Consider the following 15,755-nt stretch of genomic DNA (forward strand, 5'->3'; position numbering starts at 1 on the left):
ATCCATGTTATTCCATTCTTCATTACGCAAAGATCTGGGCCGCAATTTTTGGTCAAGCTTGGTGGTTTTGATCTCGATTTTGATCACGATCACCTTGATTCGGACTTTGGGCCAAGCCAGCAAAGGCAGGGTCAACCCCTCTGAGGTTTTGCAGGTCATGGGTTTCAGCGTGATGAGTCAAATGACGACCATCATGGCTTTGTGCCTGTTCATTGCGGTGGTGGCCACACTTTCGCGCATGTACAGCGACAGCGAAATGGTGATTTGGTTCTCCAGCGGCCAAGGTTTGGGGCACTTTGTGCGGCCCTTGTTTGGCTTTGCATGGCCTTTCTTGCTGGTCGTTTTTTTTCTGGCCTTGTTTGCCTGGCCTTGGAGCAACCAGCAAATTCATGAACTGACCCAGCGTTTCGAGCAAAGGAATGACTTTGAACGCATTGCACCGGGTCAATTCCAGGAGTCTGCGGGTGGCCAACGTGTGTTTTTCATTGACAAAGACAGCCCCGACAACCAGGTGGGCAAACACGTTTTTATCTCGACCCTCGAAGGTTCGATGGAAAGTGTGACCACGGCGCAAACAGGCCGCATCAACCTGCTGGGCAATGACCGATTTTTGATCCTCGACAAAGGTCAGCAATGGTTGACCAACCGTGACACTGGCGAAATGCGGTTGACGCAATTCGAGCATTACGAATTGCTGATCGATGACGATGTCCAACGGTCTTTGGCCGATTTGACAACCCGCCACGCCTCCACATGGAAGTTGCTCCAGCTGCCCTCCAAGGAAAACTTGGGCGAGTTTTCATGGCGCTTAGGTCAAGGCTTGGCCTGCTTCAATTTGATCTTGATGGCATTGGCCGTGTCGGCTGTTAACCCACGGGCGGGTCGAAGCTACCACTTGGCGATGGCACTTTTTGTATTTGTCGCTTATTTCAACCTGTTGAACGTGGGGCAGAGCTGGATCAGCTCGGGACGTGTCGCGTTTGCACCCTTCATGCTGGCTCTGCATGGCGGATTCTTTATGTTGGCATGTGCATGGCTTGCGGTTCGGCATTTCAATGGCTCTTTGCAAATGCTGCGCTTGTTCACATTTTCTAACCGGGTGCGCACACCATGAAAACGGTGCGCAAACTCTTACACGGCGAAATCATCCGGGGTGTTGCTTTTGTGACGCTCGCTTTCTTGGCCTTGTTCCTTTTCTTTGACATTGTCGAAGAGTTGCAACATCTGTCACGGTTGGCCAGTCAGGGCTATTCGCTTCAGCACGCTTTGTTGTATGCCCTGCTCAAAACCCCGGCCCACATTTATGAGTTGCTACCGATTTCGGTGTTGATTGGCGGCATTTTCATCATGGCCAGGTTGGCGCAAAGTTCAGAATTCACCATCTTGCGAACGGGCGGGTTGGAGCCTCTGACGGCATTGGGGACGCTGCTTCAATTGGGCATGGTCTTTGTGGCTTTGACTTTTTGGGTGGGCGACTATGCCGCGCCTTGGGCCGACCGACAAGGTTTGCAACTGAAAGCGAAATTCCAAGGCCAGTTAACGGTCGGCCAGACGGGCGCTTGGTTGAAAGAAACACAAGATAAACGCCACTTTGCCGTCAACGTCCGCAGTTTTGATGGCATCAGTCAGATGCAAAACATCCGAATTCACGAGTTCAATGAGTCGGGGCAATTGTTGGCCATCACCACGGCGCCCGAGGCAGAGTTGACACAAGGCAAGTGGCAGCTACGGCAAGCAGAGGAAAAATCGATCCAAATAGCAGGCCCCACGCAGGCCATGCGCTACCAAGCTGTGCAACATGCCACCCTCGATTGGTCCACAGACATCAGTGCCGACATGGTGGCTGCCGCGGTGCTCAGTCCTGACCGCATGCGAACCTGGGAGCTGTTGAAATACATCCGCCATTTGTCCGCCAACAACCAAAACGTGCAGCGCTACGAAATCGAATTTTGGCGCAAAGTGTTTTACCCCCTGAGCTGCTTGGTGATGTTGGTCATGGCTTTGCCTTTTGCTTATTTGCACTTTCGCTCAGGACAAATTGCCGGCTACGTCTTTGGCGGCGTGTTGGCGGGCATCAGTTTTTCGCTCTTGAACAACTTGTTTGGGCATGCCGGCAATTTACAAAACTGGCAACCCTGGTTGACCGCAGCAGCCCCGTCTTTGATCTACAGCGCGATTTCTTTATTGGGTTTTTGGTGGATGGTGTTACGACGATGACAACTGGTTTGAACCCCGAGACGGGCGTGATTTTGTTCGCACATGGCTCACGCGATCCGCTTTGGCGATTGCCCATTGACGCCGTGGCCCAAGAAATGACCAGGCAATGGCCCGGCTTATCCGTAGCCTGTGCTTTTTTAGAACTGACCACGCCCGACCTGCCCACCACGGTGAAGACGCTGATGATGCAAGGCAAGACCCATTTGCGCATCGTGCCCATGTTTTTGGGTGTTGGGCGGCATGCTCGCGAAGATTTGCCCCAATTGGTGAACGACTTGGTCAAAGCCTATCCCCAGGTGCAATTTGAGCTGGTGCCCTCCATCGGCGAACACACGGCCATGACCCAGCTCATGGCCCAAATTGCCGCCAATGCCGTGACCTCTGCATAGACCACTTAAAGCATAATGACGCAAGTCAATATGGCATTTAATGTATGAACCTGCACCAGTTTCGTTTTGTCCAAGAGGCTGCCCGCCGCAACCTGAACCTCACAGAAACGGCCAAAGCGCTGCACACGTCACAACCGGGCGTATCCAAAGCCATCATTGAGCTGGAAGAAGAACTGGGCATCGAAATTTTTGCGCGCCACGGGAAACGCCTGAAACGCATCACCGAGCCAGGCCAGCATGTGCTGCAAAGCATTGAGCTGATCCTGCGAGAAGTGGGCAATCTGCGCAAAATCGGCGAGCAATACAGCGCACAAGACAACGGCACTTTGTCGATTGCCACCACACACACCCAAGCGCGTTATGTGCTGCCCCTACCGGTGGCCAAACTGCGCGAAAAATACCCCAAGGTGAACATCAGCCTGCACCAGGGCGCACCCGACCAAGTGGCCAAGATGCTGCTCGACGACACCGCCGAAATCGGCATCGCCACCGAATCACTGTCGGCCTACGAAGAGCTGGTCACCCTGCCCTGTTATGAGTGGCAACATGTGTTGGTGCTGCCACTTGATCACCCCTTGGCCAAAATGGCGCACCTGTCGCTCGAGGACATCGCCCAAGAGCCGATCATCACTTACCACCCCTCCTTCACAGGTCGGGGTCGCATCGATCAGGCTTTTGCCGCCAAAAAACTGCACCCACGCATTGCGCTGGAAGCCATCGACTCGGACGTCATCAAAACCTATGTCCGCTTGGGATTGGGCATCGGCATCGTGGCCGAGATGGCCGTCAAGGACGACCCCGTCAAGGACCTCGCGATTCGCCCTTTGGGTCACTTGCTGGGCAACAATGTGGCGCGCGTCGCCTTCAAACGGGGTGCCTATTTGCGACAGTTTGTTTATCAATTCGCCGAATTGCTGAGTGACCGACTGACCACCCCACTGATCACCAAGGCCATGACAGGCCATGTCAACGATTACGAACTTTGAGCGTAAACCCCTCACACTTTGCTCTGTTTTTGCCCTGTCTTTGATTTCACTTCTCTTTACACGCCATGAACGCTCGCACGCCCCACCTCGTCTCCAAAGCGCCCCAAATGGGCACCACGATTTTCACCGTCATGTCGGCCTTGGCTACCGAAAAAAATGCGGTCAACTTGGGCCAAGGTTTCCCCGACTTTCCTTGTGACACTCAACTGCTTGATTTGGTCAACGACGCCATGCGCGAAGGCCTGAACCAATACCCGCCCATGACCGGTGTGGCGCCGCTGCGCGAAGTGGTGTCTCGCAAAATTGAAACCCTGTACGGCCGCCACTATGACCCGGTGAGCGAGATCACCGTCACCGCAGGCGCCACCCAAGCGATTTTGACCATCGTGCTGGCCATCGTGCACCCTGGGGACGAAGTCATCGTGCTCGAACCCTGCTACGACAGCTATGTGCCCAACATCGAGTTGGCGGGCGGCATTGTGGTGCGTGTGCCCCTCACACCAGGTGCCTTCCGCCCTGACTTCGACAAAATTCGCGCAGCCATCAGCCCCAAAACCCGTGCCATCTTGATCAACTCACCGCACAACCCCAGCGGCATGATTTGGTCCCAACAAGACATGTTGACCTTGCAAGAGATTTTGGCTCCGACCAACATCGTGCTCATCAGCGACGAGGTTTACGAGCACATGGTCTACGCGCCTAACCAGCACTGGAGTGCCGCCCACTTTGACGGACTGGCCGCACGCGCCTTCGTTGTCTCGAGTTTTGGCAAAAGCTTTCATGTGACGGGCTGGAAAATTGGCACCGTGGCCGCACCTGCCGCCTACACCTCCGAGTTCCGCAAAGTGCACCAATTCAACGTGTTCACCGTGAACACCCCTATGCAGCATGCCCTGGCGCGCTTCATGGCGAACCCGGCGCCGTATTTGGAACTGCCCGCGTTTTACCAACGCAAGCGGGATCTGTTTCGCCAAGGTCTGGCGCAAACCCATTTCAAGCTCTTGCCTGGCGAGGGCACTTACTTTCAGTGTGTCGATATTTCGGGGCTGCAAGTGCCCGAGAAAAACCTGAGCGATGCCGACTTTTGCAAATGGCTCACCACCGACATCGGTGTCGCGGCGATCCCGCTTTCTGCCTTTTACGGCAATGGCTTTGACCAGAAAGTCATCCGGTTCTGCTTCGCCAAAAAGGACGAAACGTTGAACATGGCGCTGCAGAAACTGGCCAAGCTGTGACTTTTGGGGTGCTGTGAGTTTGTGGGAGCCGCGCCCTCGCGGCGATGGACTCCCGTCCAACACCTATGGCCAGAGCGACCTCAATCGTCTTCAGCCGCGCTGATCCCCGGAAACAGCACTTCGGTAAAACCAAAATGCGTGAAGTCGCGCACCCGCATCGGGAAGAGCTTGCCAATCAGGTGGTCGCATTCGTGCTGCACCACCAAGGCGTGAAAGCCTTCCACGGTGCGGTCAATGGCCTGGCCTTTTTCGTCAAAGCCCGTGTAGCGCACGCGAGAACAGCGGGGCACCAAGGCACGCAGCCCTGGCACCGACAGGCAACCTTCCCAGGCTTGCGCTTCATCGCTGACGAGAGGCGTGATGACCGGGTTGATGAGCACCGTGGGCGGCACCAGTTCTCTGTCCGGGTAACGCGGGTTGACTGTGGTGCTGCCAAAAATCACCACCTGCAGGTTCACCCCGATTTGTGGCGCGGCGATGCCCGCGCCATTGGCCGCGGCCATGGTGTCGCGCAGGTCGGCCAGCAGCGCCTGCAGCTCGGGCGTGTCAAACGCCTGCACAGGCTCGGCCATGCGCAGCAGTCGGGCATCGCCCATTTTCAAAATTTCACGAACCGTCATGGTTTTTCTCCGTTGAGCAACACAGCCAAGCCGGCATCGTCCAACACCGGGACACCGAGCGATTGTGCTTTGTCGAGTTTGCTGCCCGCCTCGGTGCCAGCCACGACGTAGCTGGTTTTTTTGCTGACCGAGCCGGCCACCTTGGCGCCCAGGGCTTCGAGTTTGTCTTTGGCTTCGTCGCGGCCCATGCTTTGCAAGGTGCCAGTCAGCACAACCGTGAGGCCGGCCAGCGGCATTTCGGTGGGGGCCAAGGCGTCGCCTTCGGCCCAGGTGACGCCCGCATCGCGCAGGGCTTGCACCACCTCGCGGTTGTGGGCCTGGTCAAAAAACGTGCGGATGCTGTGCGCAACGATGGGCCCCACATCGGCCACTTGCAAGAGCGCGTCTTCGCTGGCGACCATGATGGCGTCGAGTTGGCCAAAGTGACGCGCCAGTTCTTTGGCGGTGGCCTCGCCCACATGGCGGATGCCTAGCGCAAACACAAAGCGTGCCAGTGTGGCTTGTTTGGATTTTTCAAGCGCGTCCAGCAAATTGACCGCCGATTTCTCAGCCATGCGGTCCATGCTGGCCAGGTTCTCGAGCTTCAGGTGATACAGGTCTGCCAGGGTGTTCACCTGACCGGAATCCACCAACTGGTCCACCAGTTTGTCGCCCAAACCATCGACGTCCATGGCGCGGCGGTGCGCAAAGTGCCAGACGGCTTGCTTGCGCTGGGCGCTGCAAAACAGCCCGCCCGTGCAGCGGTGGTCGGCTTCGCCCTCTTCGCGTTCGGCCAAGCTACCGCACACGGGGCAGTGGCTCATCATGGTGAATTGCGGCGCATCGGGCGGACGGCGGTCCAGCACCACCGACACCACCTCGGGAATGACATCGCCTGCTCGGCGCACGATCACGGTGTCGCCCACCCGCACGTCTTTGCGGCGGGCCTCGAGTTCGTTGTGCAGCGTGGCGTTGGTCACGGTGACACCGCCCACAAAAACTGGAAAGAGCTTGGCCACAGGCGTGAGTTTGCCGGTACGGCCCACCTGCACATCAATGGCCTGCACGGTGGTCATCTCTTCTTGCGCAGGGTATTTGTGCGCGACGGCCCAACGCGGCTCGCGGGTCACAAAACCCAACTGCTGCTGCAGAGTCAGGTCGTTGACCTTGTAAACCACACCGTCAATGTCGTAGGGCAAGGCGTCGCGCTCAGTGGCCATGCGCTGGTGAAATGCCACCAAGCCCGTTGCGCCTTGAACACACGCCGTTTGCTCGGCCACCGGGAAACCCCAAGCCTTGAGCTGCATGAGCAGGTCATGGTGCGTTGCCCAAGCCGGGCCGCCCTCGTTTGCCGGGGTGATGTCGCCCAGACCATAGGCAAAAAAGCTCAAGGGCCGCTCGGCAGCAATGCCCGAGTCCAGCTGTCTCACGGCACCGGCTGCGGCGTTGCGCGGGTTGACAAAGGTTTTTTCGCCCTTGGTGCCTGCGGCAATGCGTTGGCGTTGGCGCTCATTGAGTGCTTCAAAATCGTCCCGGCGCATGTACACCTCGCCGCGTACCTCCAGCACGTCGGGCGCATCGGGCGGTAAACGCAAAGGGATTTGACCAATGGTGCGAATGTTGGCGGTGACCTCTTCGCCCGTTTCGCCATCGCCCCGGGTGGCCGCTTGCATCAGCAAACCGCCCTCATAGCGCAGGCTCATCGCCAGGCCGTCAAACTTCAACTCGCCCACATAAGCCACCGCCGGGTCGGCTTCGGTCAGGCCCAGCTCCTTACGGATGCGGGTGTCAAAGGCCTCTGCCCCGCTGGCTTCGGTGTCGGTTTCGGTGCGGATGCTGAGCATGGGCACACGGTGCGTGACCTGCGCAAAAGCATCCAGCACAGCCCCACCCACACGCTGCGTGGGCGAATCGGCCGTCAGCAGCTCGGGGTGGGCTGCTTCCAGCGCTTGCAGCTCGCGAAACAAGCGGTCGTATTCGGCATCCGGCACCTCCGGCGCGTCGAGCGTGTAGTAGGCGTGCGCATAACGGTGCAAGCTGGTACGGAGTTCAGCGGCTTGCTCGGCAGGCGAGCGTTCAGGAATAGAAGGTGGAGGCTTTAGGGGCGCTGCAGCCGCAGACTCGCCCGGTGGCAGTTCGCCAAACAAGTCCGGATGCTGCATGGTGCACGAGCCGGATCAAGAAAACAAACGGCGGGCCTGGGCCGTGCCGGCCGACAACTCGCGTGCAGACAGTGCGTCGTACAGCTGCTGCAGGTCTGTGGCAATTTGGTCCAAGACCTCGTCGCCCAAAATTTGGCCATTGCCGTCGGTTACCACCCCATCCATGTGCTCGGCCAGCAAACGTGCCGTCTCACGCAAACGCTCAAAAGGCTGATCTTCGCGGTCAATTTGCGGCACATCTAAGCTGAGCGAAAACTCGCGGATGGCGGACAAGGCCGGGTCGTCGGCCATGGCCGCTTGCGTGTCGAAGGTCAAGGACAAAATGGGCGGTAAGCCCACCACGGCAGCAGGGATCACCATGCGGCCGGGGATGACGCCCGCCACAAAGCCCAAACGCGCCGCATGTTGCTGGATGTAGCCAGGGCTCCAAGCCGAAGCACGGGCGCACACCGTGAAGCTGAGCTGTGCATCGTGCGCGCTGGCAAATTGGTCCAATTCCTTGGCACGAGCCACCTCTTCGAGCATGTCGCTGAAATTGGCACTGCCACCCACCGCGTCCGTAAACGCTTGGGTTTTGACCACAAATTCAGAAAATTCGATGTTGTTCAGTGCGCCCACCCGGTTGGCCAGTTGCACACCTGCCTGAAAAGCGGAATAGCGCCGGCCAGCGGCCAAGGCTTCCCACTCCCCGCTTTCGTCGCTGCAGCCTTCCACATGGAAGGGTTTGGTGCCCACTCGGCGCGTCGAGGGCAAAGAAGCCAGCGCGGCATCACCCGAAACAGGGTGGTCCACCTCGATGGTGGCGATCACATCGATCAAAGCGTCCAACTGGGGCTTGCGCTCGGGTTGCGGAAGCGTTGCGAAATCGTCGGTCAACACCGGTTCGGTCTGCTCCATCGGGTCTTGCAAGTTGCCCGCAGGTTCACCCAAAGGTTCAATTTGTGGCTCGGCTTGCTTCGGCGCGTTTTTGCGCGATGTCCAGTAATTGAACAGCACCACAGCACCCAGGGTGAGTGCGCCGATGGCGGCCAAACTCAACTGCAAAGAACTCATTGATTCCAACATAAGGACCTCAGGCCACGTCGGCCATAGAAACAGCAGACTCCATGTCCACCGCCACAATGCGTGAAACGCCCTGCTCCTGCATGGTCACGCCGATCAACTGCTCGGCCATTTCCATGGCGATCTTGTTGTGGCTGATGAACAGGAACTGGGTTTCTTTGCCCATACCGGCCACCAGCTTGGCATAACGTTCGGTGTTGGCGTCGTCCAGCGGCGCGTCCACCTCGTCCAGCAAGCAAAACGGGGCCGGGTTGAGCTGAAAAATCGCGAAAACCAGCGCGATCGCCGTCAGGGCTTTTTCGCCACCGGACAGCAAATGGATCGTCTGGTTCTTCTTGCCTGGAGGCTGCGCCAGCACCTGCACGCCCGCGTCTAAAATCTCGTCGCCCGTCATGACCAAACGGGCATTACCGCCCCCAAACAACTCAGGGAACATGCGGCTGAAGTGCTCGTTGACGATCTTGAAGGTGCCGCCCAGCAGCTCGCGGGTTTCGGCATCGATCTTGCGGATCGCGTCTTCGAGCGTGTTCATCGCATCGGTCAGGTCAGCGCACTGGGCATCCAGGAAAGTCTTGCGCTCACGCGATGTGGTCAGCTCTTCCAGAGCGGCCAGGTTGACCGGGCCCAAAGCGGTGATTTCGCGGTGGATGCGGTCGATCTCGCCTTGCAGGCCCGTCACGCGCACCTGACCCGCCTCAATCGAGGCGGCCACGGCCTCCAGATCGGCTTGGGCATCGGCCAGCAGCTGGGTGTACTGCTCCAGGCCCAGACGGGCGGCTTGCTCTTTGAGCTGCAAATCGGTGATGCGCTGGCGCAATGGATCGAGTTCACGCTCGAAGCTCACACGGCGCTCATCGCTGGCGCGCAATTTGGCCGTCAGGTCGTCGTAGGCACTGCGGCAAGCACCCAAGGCTTGCTCGCGCTCGAGTTTGAGGGCCAGCACGTTTTGCAAACCCGCTTGGGCCGCGGCATCGGTCAGGCGACTGAGTTCGTCACGCGCACGCTGGGTTTCGGCCTCGATGCTGGCCACTTGTTGCTGCGCCGTCTCGATGGTGCGGTTGAGTTCGGCGCGGCGGGCGTCCAGGCTGCGCTGCGAGAACTGGGCTTCCTGGGCGCGGCGCTCCAAGCTGCGCTGCTGCTCGCGGCATTCGGCCAGCTTGCGCTCGGCCTCGATCACGCGCTCGTCCAACTGGGCGTGGCGCTCTTGCGTATCGGCCAGCTGCATGTCCAGCTCTTCAAAGCGTGCTTCGGCCGTCACGCGGCGTTCTTGCAACTCGTCCAGCAAAGCTTCGACTTCGGCCAGGTCGTTGTTGATCTGCTCGCTGCGAGCTCGGGTTTGCGCCACCAGCTGTGACAGGCGAAGGGTTTCGACCTGGAGCTCGTGCGTGCGCGACTGGCTGTCGCTGGCTTCGCGGCGCACGCTGATCAGGCGCTGCGAGGCGTCGGCATAGGCCGCTTCGGCGCGCACCAGGGCGCTGCGGCTTTCTTCAGCAATCAGGGTTTGGGCGCGCTGTTGCTTGTCGAGGTTGTCGATCTCTTGAGCGCGGCCAAGCATTCCGGCTTGTTCGGAGTCTTGGGCATAGAACACCACACTGTTCAAATCGACCGCATGGCCGGCCTGCACAAACAGGGTTTCACCCGCTTGCAACTGGCTGCGCCAGGCCAACGCGTCTTCGATGTTGGGCGCGGTGTAGCAGCCCTGCAGCCAATCGGTCAACAGCGCCGAAAGACCCGCATCGTGCACGCGCAGCAGATCTGCCAGGGGCTTGCAGCCTGCGGGCATGCCACTGCGCGGCAAGGCCTTGGAGGCCAAAGGCGGGCTGAAAAAAGACAATTTGGCAGGCGGCGCGTCGGAGGCAAAAGCACGCACCATGTCCAAGCGCGAGACTTCCAGGGCTGACAAGCGCTCGCGCAGGGCCGATTCCAGAGCGTTTTCCCAGCCCGGCTCGATCTGGATGCGGCTCCACAGACCTTCCAGTCCGTCCATGCCGTGTTTGGCCAACCAAGGCTTGAGTTTGCCGTCGGTGCGCACTTTTTCTTGCAAAGCCTTGAGCGCCTCGATGCGGGCGCTCAAATCGGCCAGTTTCGAAGACTCTTGGTTGACGGCCGTTTGGCGCGTACGGCGGTCCTCGTCCAGCGCGGGGACTTGGCTTTGCAGGTCTTGCAAGCGCGCTTCGGACTCGGCCGATAAGGCTTCGGCCTCGGCCAGCTGTTCTTGCAGATGGGTCAGACGCGCCTCGTCGGGCGCGGCCAAAGCGTTGCGGTCGGAGAGCAAGCGTTCGCGGCGGGTGTCCAGTTGGCGAGATTGTTCTTCGACGTTGCGCTGGTCAGCGGCCAGCACGCCAATTTGCTGCTGCACCTGAACCACGCTGCCGCGTTGGGCGGTGGCGTCGGTTTGGGCTTTGCGCAGGGCTTCTTCCAGGTCGGGCAAAGCCATGGCTTGGTCTTCGACTTGCGCGGCCAGCGTCATGCTCTGGTCTTCGGCCATGGCCGCCTGCTCGGACAGGGTTTCCAGCTCGGCATGTGCGTCTTCGCTGCGGGTACCCCACTGGGCGGTTTGCTCGATCAGTTGCTGCAAACGTTGCTCGGCGCGTTGGCGGCCTTCGACCACAAAGCGGATTTCGGCTTCCAAGCGGCCCACTTCAGCGCTGGCTTCGTACAAAGCGCCTTGTGCTTGGTTGACCTGGTCGCCCGCCGCGTAATGCGCCTGGCGAATGGTCTCCAAGTCAGCTTCAACATGGCGCAAATCGGCCATGCGCGATTCCAGTGCATTGACCGCTTGGTCCACGTCCGACTTCATGCGGCCTTGGTCGGCCTCGGCGTCTCGGCGCTTCAAAAACCACAGCTGGTGCTGTTTCAGCGTACTGTCGGCCTGCAAGTTGTTGTAGCGCTGGGCCACTTCGGCCTGCTTCTCCAACTTTTCCAGATTGGCGTTCAGCTCGCGCAGGATGTCGTCGACCCGGGTCAAGTTCTCGCGGGTGTCCGACAGGCGGTTTTCGGTTTCGCGGCGTCGCTCTTTGTATTTAGAGACGCCAGCGGCTTCTTCCAGAAACAAGCGCAGTTCTTCGGGGCGCGACTCGATGATGCGGCTAATCGTCCCTTGGCCAATGATGGCGTAAGCGCGTGGGCCGAGGCCCGTGCCCAAAAACACGTCCTGCACATCGCGGCGGCGCACCGGCTGGTTGTTGATGTAGTAACTGCTGTTGCCGTCGCGGGTCAGCACGCGCTTGACGGCAATTTCGGCAAACTGGCCCCATTGGCCACCGGCGCGGTGGTCTTCGTTGCTGAACACCAGCTCCACGCTGGCGCGGCTGGCGGGCTTGCGGGTGGTGGTGCCGTTGAAGATGACGTCTTGCATGGACTCGCCACGCAACTCGGACGCCTTCGACTCGCCCAACACCCAGCGCACCGCGTCCATGATGTTGGATTTGCCGCACCCGTTGGGACCGACCACCCCCACCAACTGCCCGGGGAGCAAGAAGTTGGTCGGTTCAGCAAACGATTTGAAGCCGGAAAGCTTGATGGAATTGAGGCGCACGGCGGTGTCGAATCGGTATCAGATCGGTTGGGGGTCAGCTCAATGGGCCAGCCGAAACGGCCAGAACCAAGGAAAACGTCAATGTTAACTGACCGGAATGGCAAAAAGTCCCTTGCACAGTGTTCGCAAGCGCAAAAGCCGCCCCCCTGAATTCAGCCCCCGCATCCCGGATAATCCAAGGATGAATCCCCTTCTCGCCAAGCTGCAACCCTACCCCTTTGAACGGCTCAAACAGTTGTTCGCCAGCGTCACGCCCCATTCAGGCTTGAAACCCATCAGTCTGGGCATTGGCGAACCCAAACACGCCACACCCGCATTCATTCAGGAAGCGCTCAAGGCCTCCGTCACTACCGGCCTTTCGGCTTACCCGGCCACGGCGGGTGAACCTTCCCTTCGCAAAGCTTGCGCTTCGTGGCTCCAAACCCGTTACAGCCTGACCTTGGATGCGGCCACCCAAGTGCTGCCGGTGAACGGGTCGCGCGAGGCCTTGTTTGCCCTGACACAAACCATCATCGACCCGACCCGCCCAGGCGCCACGGTGGTCAGCCCCAACCCGTTCTATCAAATCTACGAAGGCGCGGCGCTGCTGGCCGGGGCCGAACTGCACTATGTGCCCAGCGACCCGGCGCGCAACTTTGCCAACGACTGGGACAGCGTGCCCGCAGAGGTCTGGGCGCGCACGCAGCTGTTGTTTGTCTGCTCACCCGGCAACCCCACGGGCGCGGTCATGCCACTGGACGAATGGGCCAAATTGTTCGCGCTGTCCGACCAGCACGGTTTTGTGATCGCGTCCGACGAGTGCTACAGCGAGATTTATTTCCGCGAAGAAGCGCCTTTGGGGGGACTGGAAGCCGCGCACCAGCTGGGCCGCACCGACTTCAAACGCCTGATCGCCTTCACCAGCCTCAGCAAGCGCAGCAATGTGCCGGGCCTGCGCAGCGGTTTTGTGGCGGGTGACGCCGCCATCATCAAGCAGTTCTTGCTCTACCGCACTTACCACGGCAGCGCCATGAGCCCCGTGGTGCAAGCGGCCAGCGTGGCCGCTTGGGGCGACGAAGCCCATGTGGTGGACAACCGCAACCAATACCGCACCAAGTTCGCCCAAGTCACGCCCGTGCTGGCCCAAGTGCTGGACGTGCAACTGCCGGATGCCAGCTTTTACCTTTGGGCCGGCGTACCTGCGGGCTGGCAAGGTGACGACGCCGCGTTTGCCAAGGCCTTGTACGCCGCCGAGAACGTGACGGTGCTGCCGGGCAGCTATTTAGCGCGCGACTTCAACGGCAGCAACCCTGGCCAAGGTCGCATCCGCATGGCCTTAGTCGCTGAAACGGCCGAATGCCTGGAAGCGGCCGAGCGGATCGCCCGCTTTGTGCGCGCCAACCCCAGCAAAGCCTGAATCGTGAACAACATGAACGCCAACACCTGCCACAACACCCTGCGCCTGGCCGAGCAGCTCATCTCTAAACCCTCGGTCACGCCCAACGATGCAGGTTGCCTCGACTTGATCGCCGATGCCCTGAAGCCGCTGGGCTTTGTCTGTGAATTCATGGATTCGGGCCCCGACACCTTTCGCGTGCGCAACCTCTGGGCCAAGCGCTCAGGCACCTCAGGCCAGACCCTGGCATTTGCGGGCCACACCGACGTGGTGCCCACCGGGCCGCTCGCGCAATGGGACAGCGACCCCTTCACGCCAACCCACAAAGACGGCAAGTTGTTTGGCCGGGGCGCAAGCGACATGAAAACCTCGCTGGCGGCCATGGTCGTGGCGGTTCAGGAGTTTCTAGCCGCCAACCCAGATCCGAAGCTGGGCATCGCCTTTTTGCTGACCAGCGACGAAGAAGGACCGGCGCTCGACGGCACGGTGGTGGTCTGCAGGGCCTTGGTGGCCAGAGGTGAAACGCCACAGTTTTGCATCGTGGGTGAGCCCACTTCGGTGCAGCAAACCGGCGACATGATCAAAAACGGCCGACGTGGCACCCTGAGCGGCAAGCTCACCGTCAAAGGCGTGCAAGGCCACATCGCCTACCCGCACCTGGCCGACAACCCCATCCACCGCCTGGCACCGGCTTTGTCCGAATTGGTCGGCATGCGTTGGGATGAGGGCAATGCTTTTTTTCAGCCCACCAGTTGGCAGGTCAGCAACATCCACGCGGGCACGGGTGCAAGCAACGTCATCCCGGGTGACTGTGTGGTGGACTTCAACTTCCGCTTTTGCACCGAATCCACACCTGAAAGCCTGCAGCAGCGCCTGACCGCCGTGCTGGACCAACAGGGTCTGCAGTACGAATTGAAGTGGACCCTGGGTGGCCTGCCGTTTTTGACCACACCGGGCACCTTGGTCAAAGCCATCCAACAAGCCATCACCGACGAAACCGGCTTGACCACCGAGCTGTCGACGACAGGCGGTACCAGCGATGGCCGTTTCATCGCGCAGATCTGCCCCCAGGTCATCGAGTTTGGCCCGCCCAATGCGACCATCCACAAGGTCAACGAGCATGTGGCGCTGAGCGACATCGCGCCGCTCAAGGCCATTTACCGACGGACGCTGGAACAGCTCAACATGAGCTTGCCCGCATGAGCGCCTTGACACTCTCAGGGCTGATCGCGTCATCTGCAGAGCGGCTCACACAAGCGGGCGTGGCCTTTGGCCACGGCACCCAGAGCGCCTTTGACGAAGCCGTTTGGCTGGTGCTCTGGCGCCTGGGCCTCCCGCTCGATACCGACTTGGACGAAGTCGCCGACAAAGCCTTGACGCCAGAACAGCAAGCGACTTGCGCCGCGCTGATCGAAGAACGCATCGCCACCCGCAAACCCGCCGCCTACTTGACACAAGAAGCCTGGTTGCAAGGGGTCTCTTTTTACATCGACGAACGGGCCATCGTGCCCAGGAGCCTGATCGCGGAAGTGCTGGCCGACGGGACCATCGACGCCTGGCTGTCAGATCAAACCCGACAGGTGCTGGACCTGTGCACCGGCAACGGCAGCCTGGCCGTGCTGGCCGCATTGGCCTGGCCTGAGGTGCAGGTAACTGGGGCAGACATTTCCGACGACGCGCTGGCCGTGGCCGCCATCAACGTTGAGCGCCACGACCTGCAAGAGCGTGTCCAACTGATTCACAGCGATGGCCTGTCGGCATTGCCTGGTCCGTTTGATTTGATCCTGTGCAACCCGCCCTATGTGTGCCAAGCCAGCATGGATGCCCTGCCCGCCGAATACCGGGCAGAACCCGAGCTGGCGCTGGCAGGCGGCACAGACGGCATGGACTTTGTGCGGCAACTGTTCAAGGATGCGCCTGCGCGCATGAGCGAACACGCTGTGCTGGTGCTGGAGATCGGCAACGAGGTGGAACACTTCATCGCCGCGTTCCCCGAACTCGAAGTCGCTTGGCTGGACACCAGCGCGGGCGACGATCAGGTGCTGCTGATCACCCGCGAAGCCCTGCTCGGCCTTTAAATACCTTCCCCACACCTTGGGGAAAGCGCAAAACTTCCAACCCGCCATCGCACCGACACGCACATCGGCGAAAATGGCGGGTTATGCATTCGCATCTTCAGCCGTTTCGCTGAC

12 protein-coding genes are annotated in these 15,755 nt (G+C 59.9%); 8 read left to right on the forward strand and 4 right to left on the reverse strand.

Annotation, left to right across the window (positions count from 1 at the left end):
• The first annotated feature begins 4 nt into the window (after nt 1-4).
• The 5 genes from lptF to B9Z40_RS00775 all read left to right on the forward strand — a co-directional run bounded on the left by lptF (nt 5) and on the right by B9Z40_RS00775 (nt 4,827).
• Complete coding sequence (gene lptF, locus B9Z40_RS00755; protein ID WP_100171433.1) at nt 5-1,114, forward strand: LPS export ABC transporter permease LptF; 1,110 nt, start codon at nt 5-7, stop codon at nt 1,112-1,114.
• Nucleotides 1,111-2,217: an LPS export ABC transporter permease LptG gene (gene lptG / locus B9Z40_RS00760; protein WP_100171434.1), complete on the forward strand. Its 1,107-nt coding sequence runs from the start codon at nt 1,111-1,113 to the stop codon at nt 2,215-2,217. Before lptF ends, lptG begins: the two co-directional genes overlap by 4 nt.
• Nucleotides 2,214-2,606, forward strand: coding sequence for a sirohydrochlorin chelatase (locus tag B9Z40_RS00765; RefSeq protein ID WP_100171435.1), 393 nt, complete (start codon nt 2,214-2,216; stop codon nt 2,604-2,606). The genes lptG and B9Z40_RS00765 overlap by 4 nt, the downstream gene beginning before the upstream one ends.
• Before the next feature lie 44 nt (nt 2,607-2,650).
• Complete coding sequence (locus B9Z40_RS00770; protein ID WP_100171436.1) at nt 2,651-3,592, forward strand: CysB family HTH-type transcriptional regulator; 942 nt, start codon at nt 2,651-2,653, stop codon at nt 3,590-3,592.
• Between the two features lie 65 nt (nt 3,593-3,657).
• Entirely contained in the window at nt 3,658-4,827 is a 1,170-nt protein-coding gene (locus tag B9Z40_RS00775; protein ID WP_100171437.1) for a pyridoxal phosphate-dependent aminotransferase, read from the forward strand.
• A gap of 80 nt (nt 4,828-4,907) precedes the next feature.
• Here B9Z40_RS00775 and def read toward each other — a convergent pair whose 3' ends face one another.
• The 4 genes from def to smc are packed head-to-tail and all read right to left on the reverse strand — an operon-like array spanning nt 4,908 to nt 12,188.
• The gene (gene def / locus B9Z40_RS00780) at nt 4,908-5,447 is read right to left on the reverse strand and encodes a peptide deformylase (protein ID WP_100171438.1); all 540 of its coding nucleotides are present in this window, start codon (nt 5,445-5,447) and stop codon (nt 4,908-4,910) included.
• Nucleotides 5,444-7,588, reverse strand: a complete 2,145-nt coding sequence (gene ligA / locus B9Z40_RS00785) for an NAD-dependent DNA ligase LigA (protein WP_100171439.1) — start codon at nt 7,586-7,588, stop codon at nt 5,444-5,446. The genes def and ligA overlap by 4 nt, the downstream gene beginning before the upstream one ends.
• A 15-nt stretch (nt 7,589-7,603) precedes the next feature.
• Entirely contained in the window at nt 7,604-8,641 is a 1,038-nt protein-coding gene (locus B9Z40_RS00790; RefSeq protein ID WP_100172834.1) for a cell division protein ZipA C-terminal FtsZ-binding domain-containing protein, read from the reverse strand.
• 19 nt (nt 8,642-8,660) lie between these two features.
• The gene (gene smc / locus B9Z40_RS00795) at nt 8,661-12,188 is read right to left on the reverse strand and encodes a chromosome segregation protein SMC (protein ID WP_100171440.1); all 3,528 of its coding nucleotides are present in this window, start codon (nt 12,186-12,188) and stop codon (nt 8,661-8,663) included.
• A gap of 181 nt (nt 12,189-12,369) precedes the next feature.
• On the opposite strand from smc, the gene dapC reads away from it, so the two are divergent.
• The 3 genes from dapC to prmB are packed head-to-tail and all read left to right on the forward strand — an operon-like array spanning nt 12,370 to nt 15,641.
• Nucleotides 12,370-13,584, forward strand: a complete 1,215-nt coding sequence (dapC, locus tag B9Z40_RS00800; protein WP_100171441.1) for a succinyldiaminopimelate transaminase — start codon at nt 12,370-12,372, stop codon at nt 13,582-13,584.
• 12 nt (nt 13,585-13,596) lie between these two features.
• Nucleotides 13,597-14,766 (forward strand): succinyl-diaminopimelate desuccinylase, encoded by a 1,170-nt coding sequence (dapE, locus tag B9Z40_RS00805; protein WP_100172835.1) that lies wholly within the window; start codon nt 13,597-13,599, stop codon nt 14,764-14,766.
• Complete coding sequence (prmB, locus tag B9Z40_RS00810) at nt 14,763-15,641, forward strand: 50S ribosomal protein L3 N(5)-glutamine methyltransferase (protein WP_100171442.1); 879 nt, start codon at nt 14,763-14,765, stop codon at nt 15,639-15,641. The genes dapE and prmB overlap by 4 nt, the downstream gene beginning before the upstream one ends.
• Nucleotides 15,642-15,755 lie beyond the last annotated feature (114 nt).

The sequence above is a fragment of the Limnohabitans sp. 15K genome, from assembly GCF_002778285.1.
Lineage (GTDB): Bacteria > Pseudomonadota > Gammaproteobacteria > Burkholderiales > Burkholderiaceae_C > Limnohabitans_A.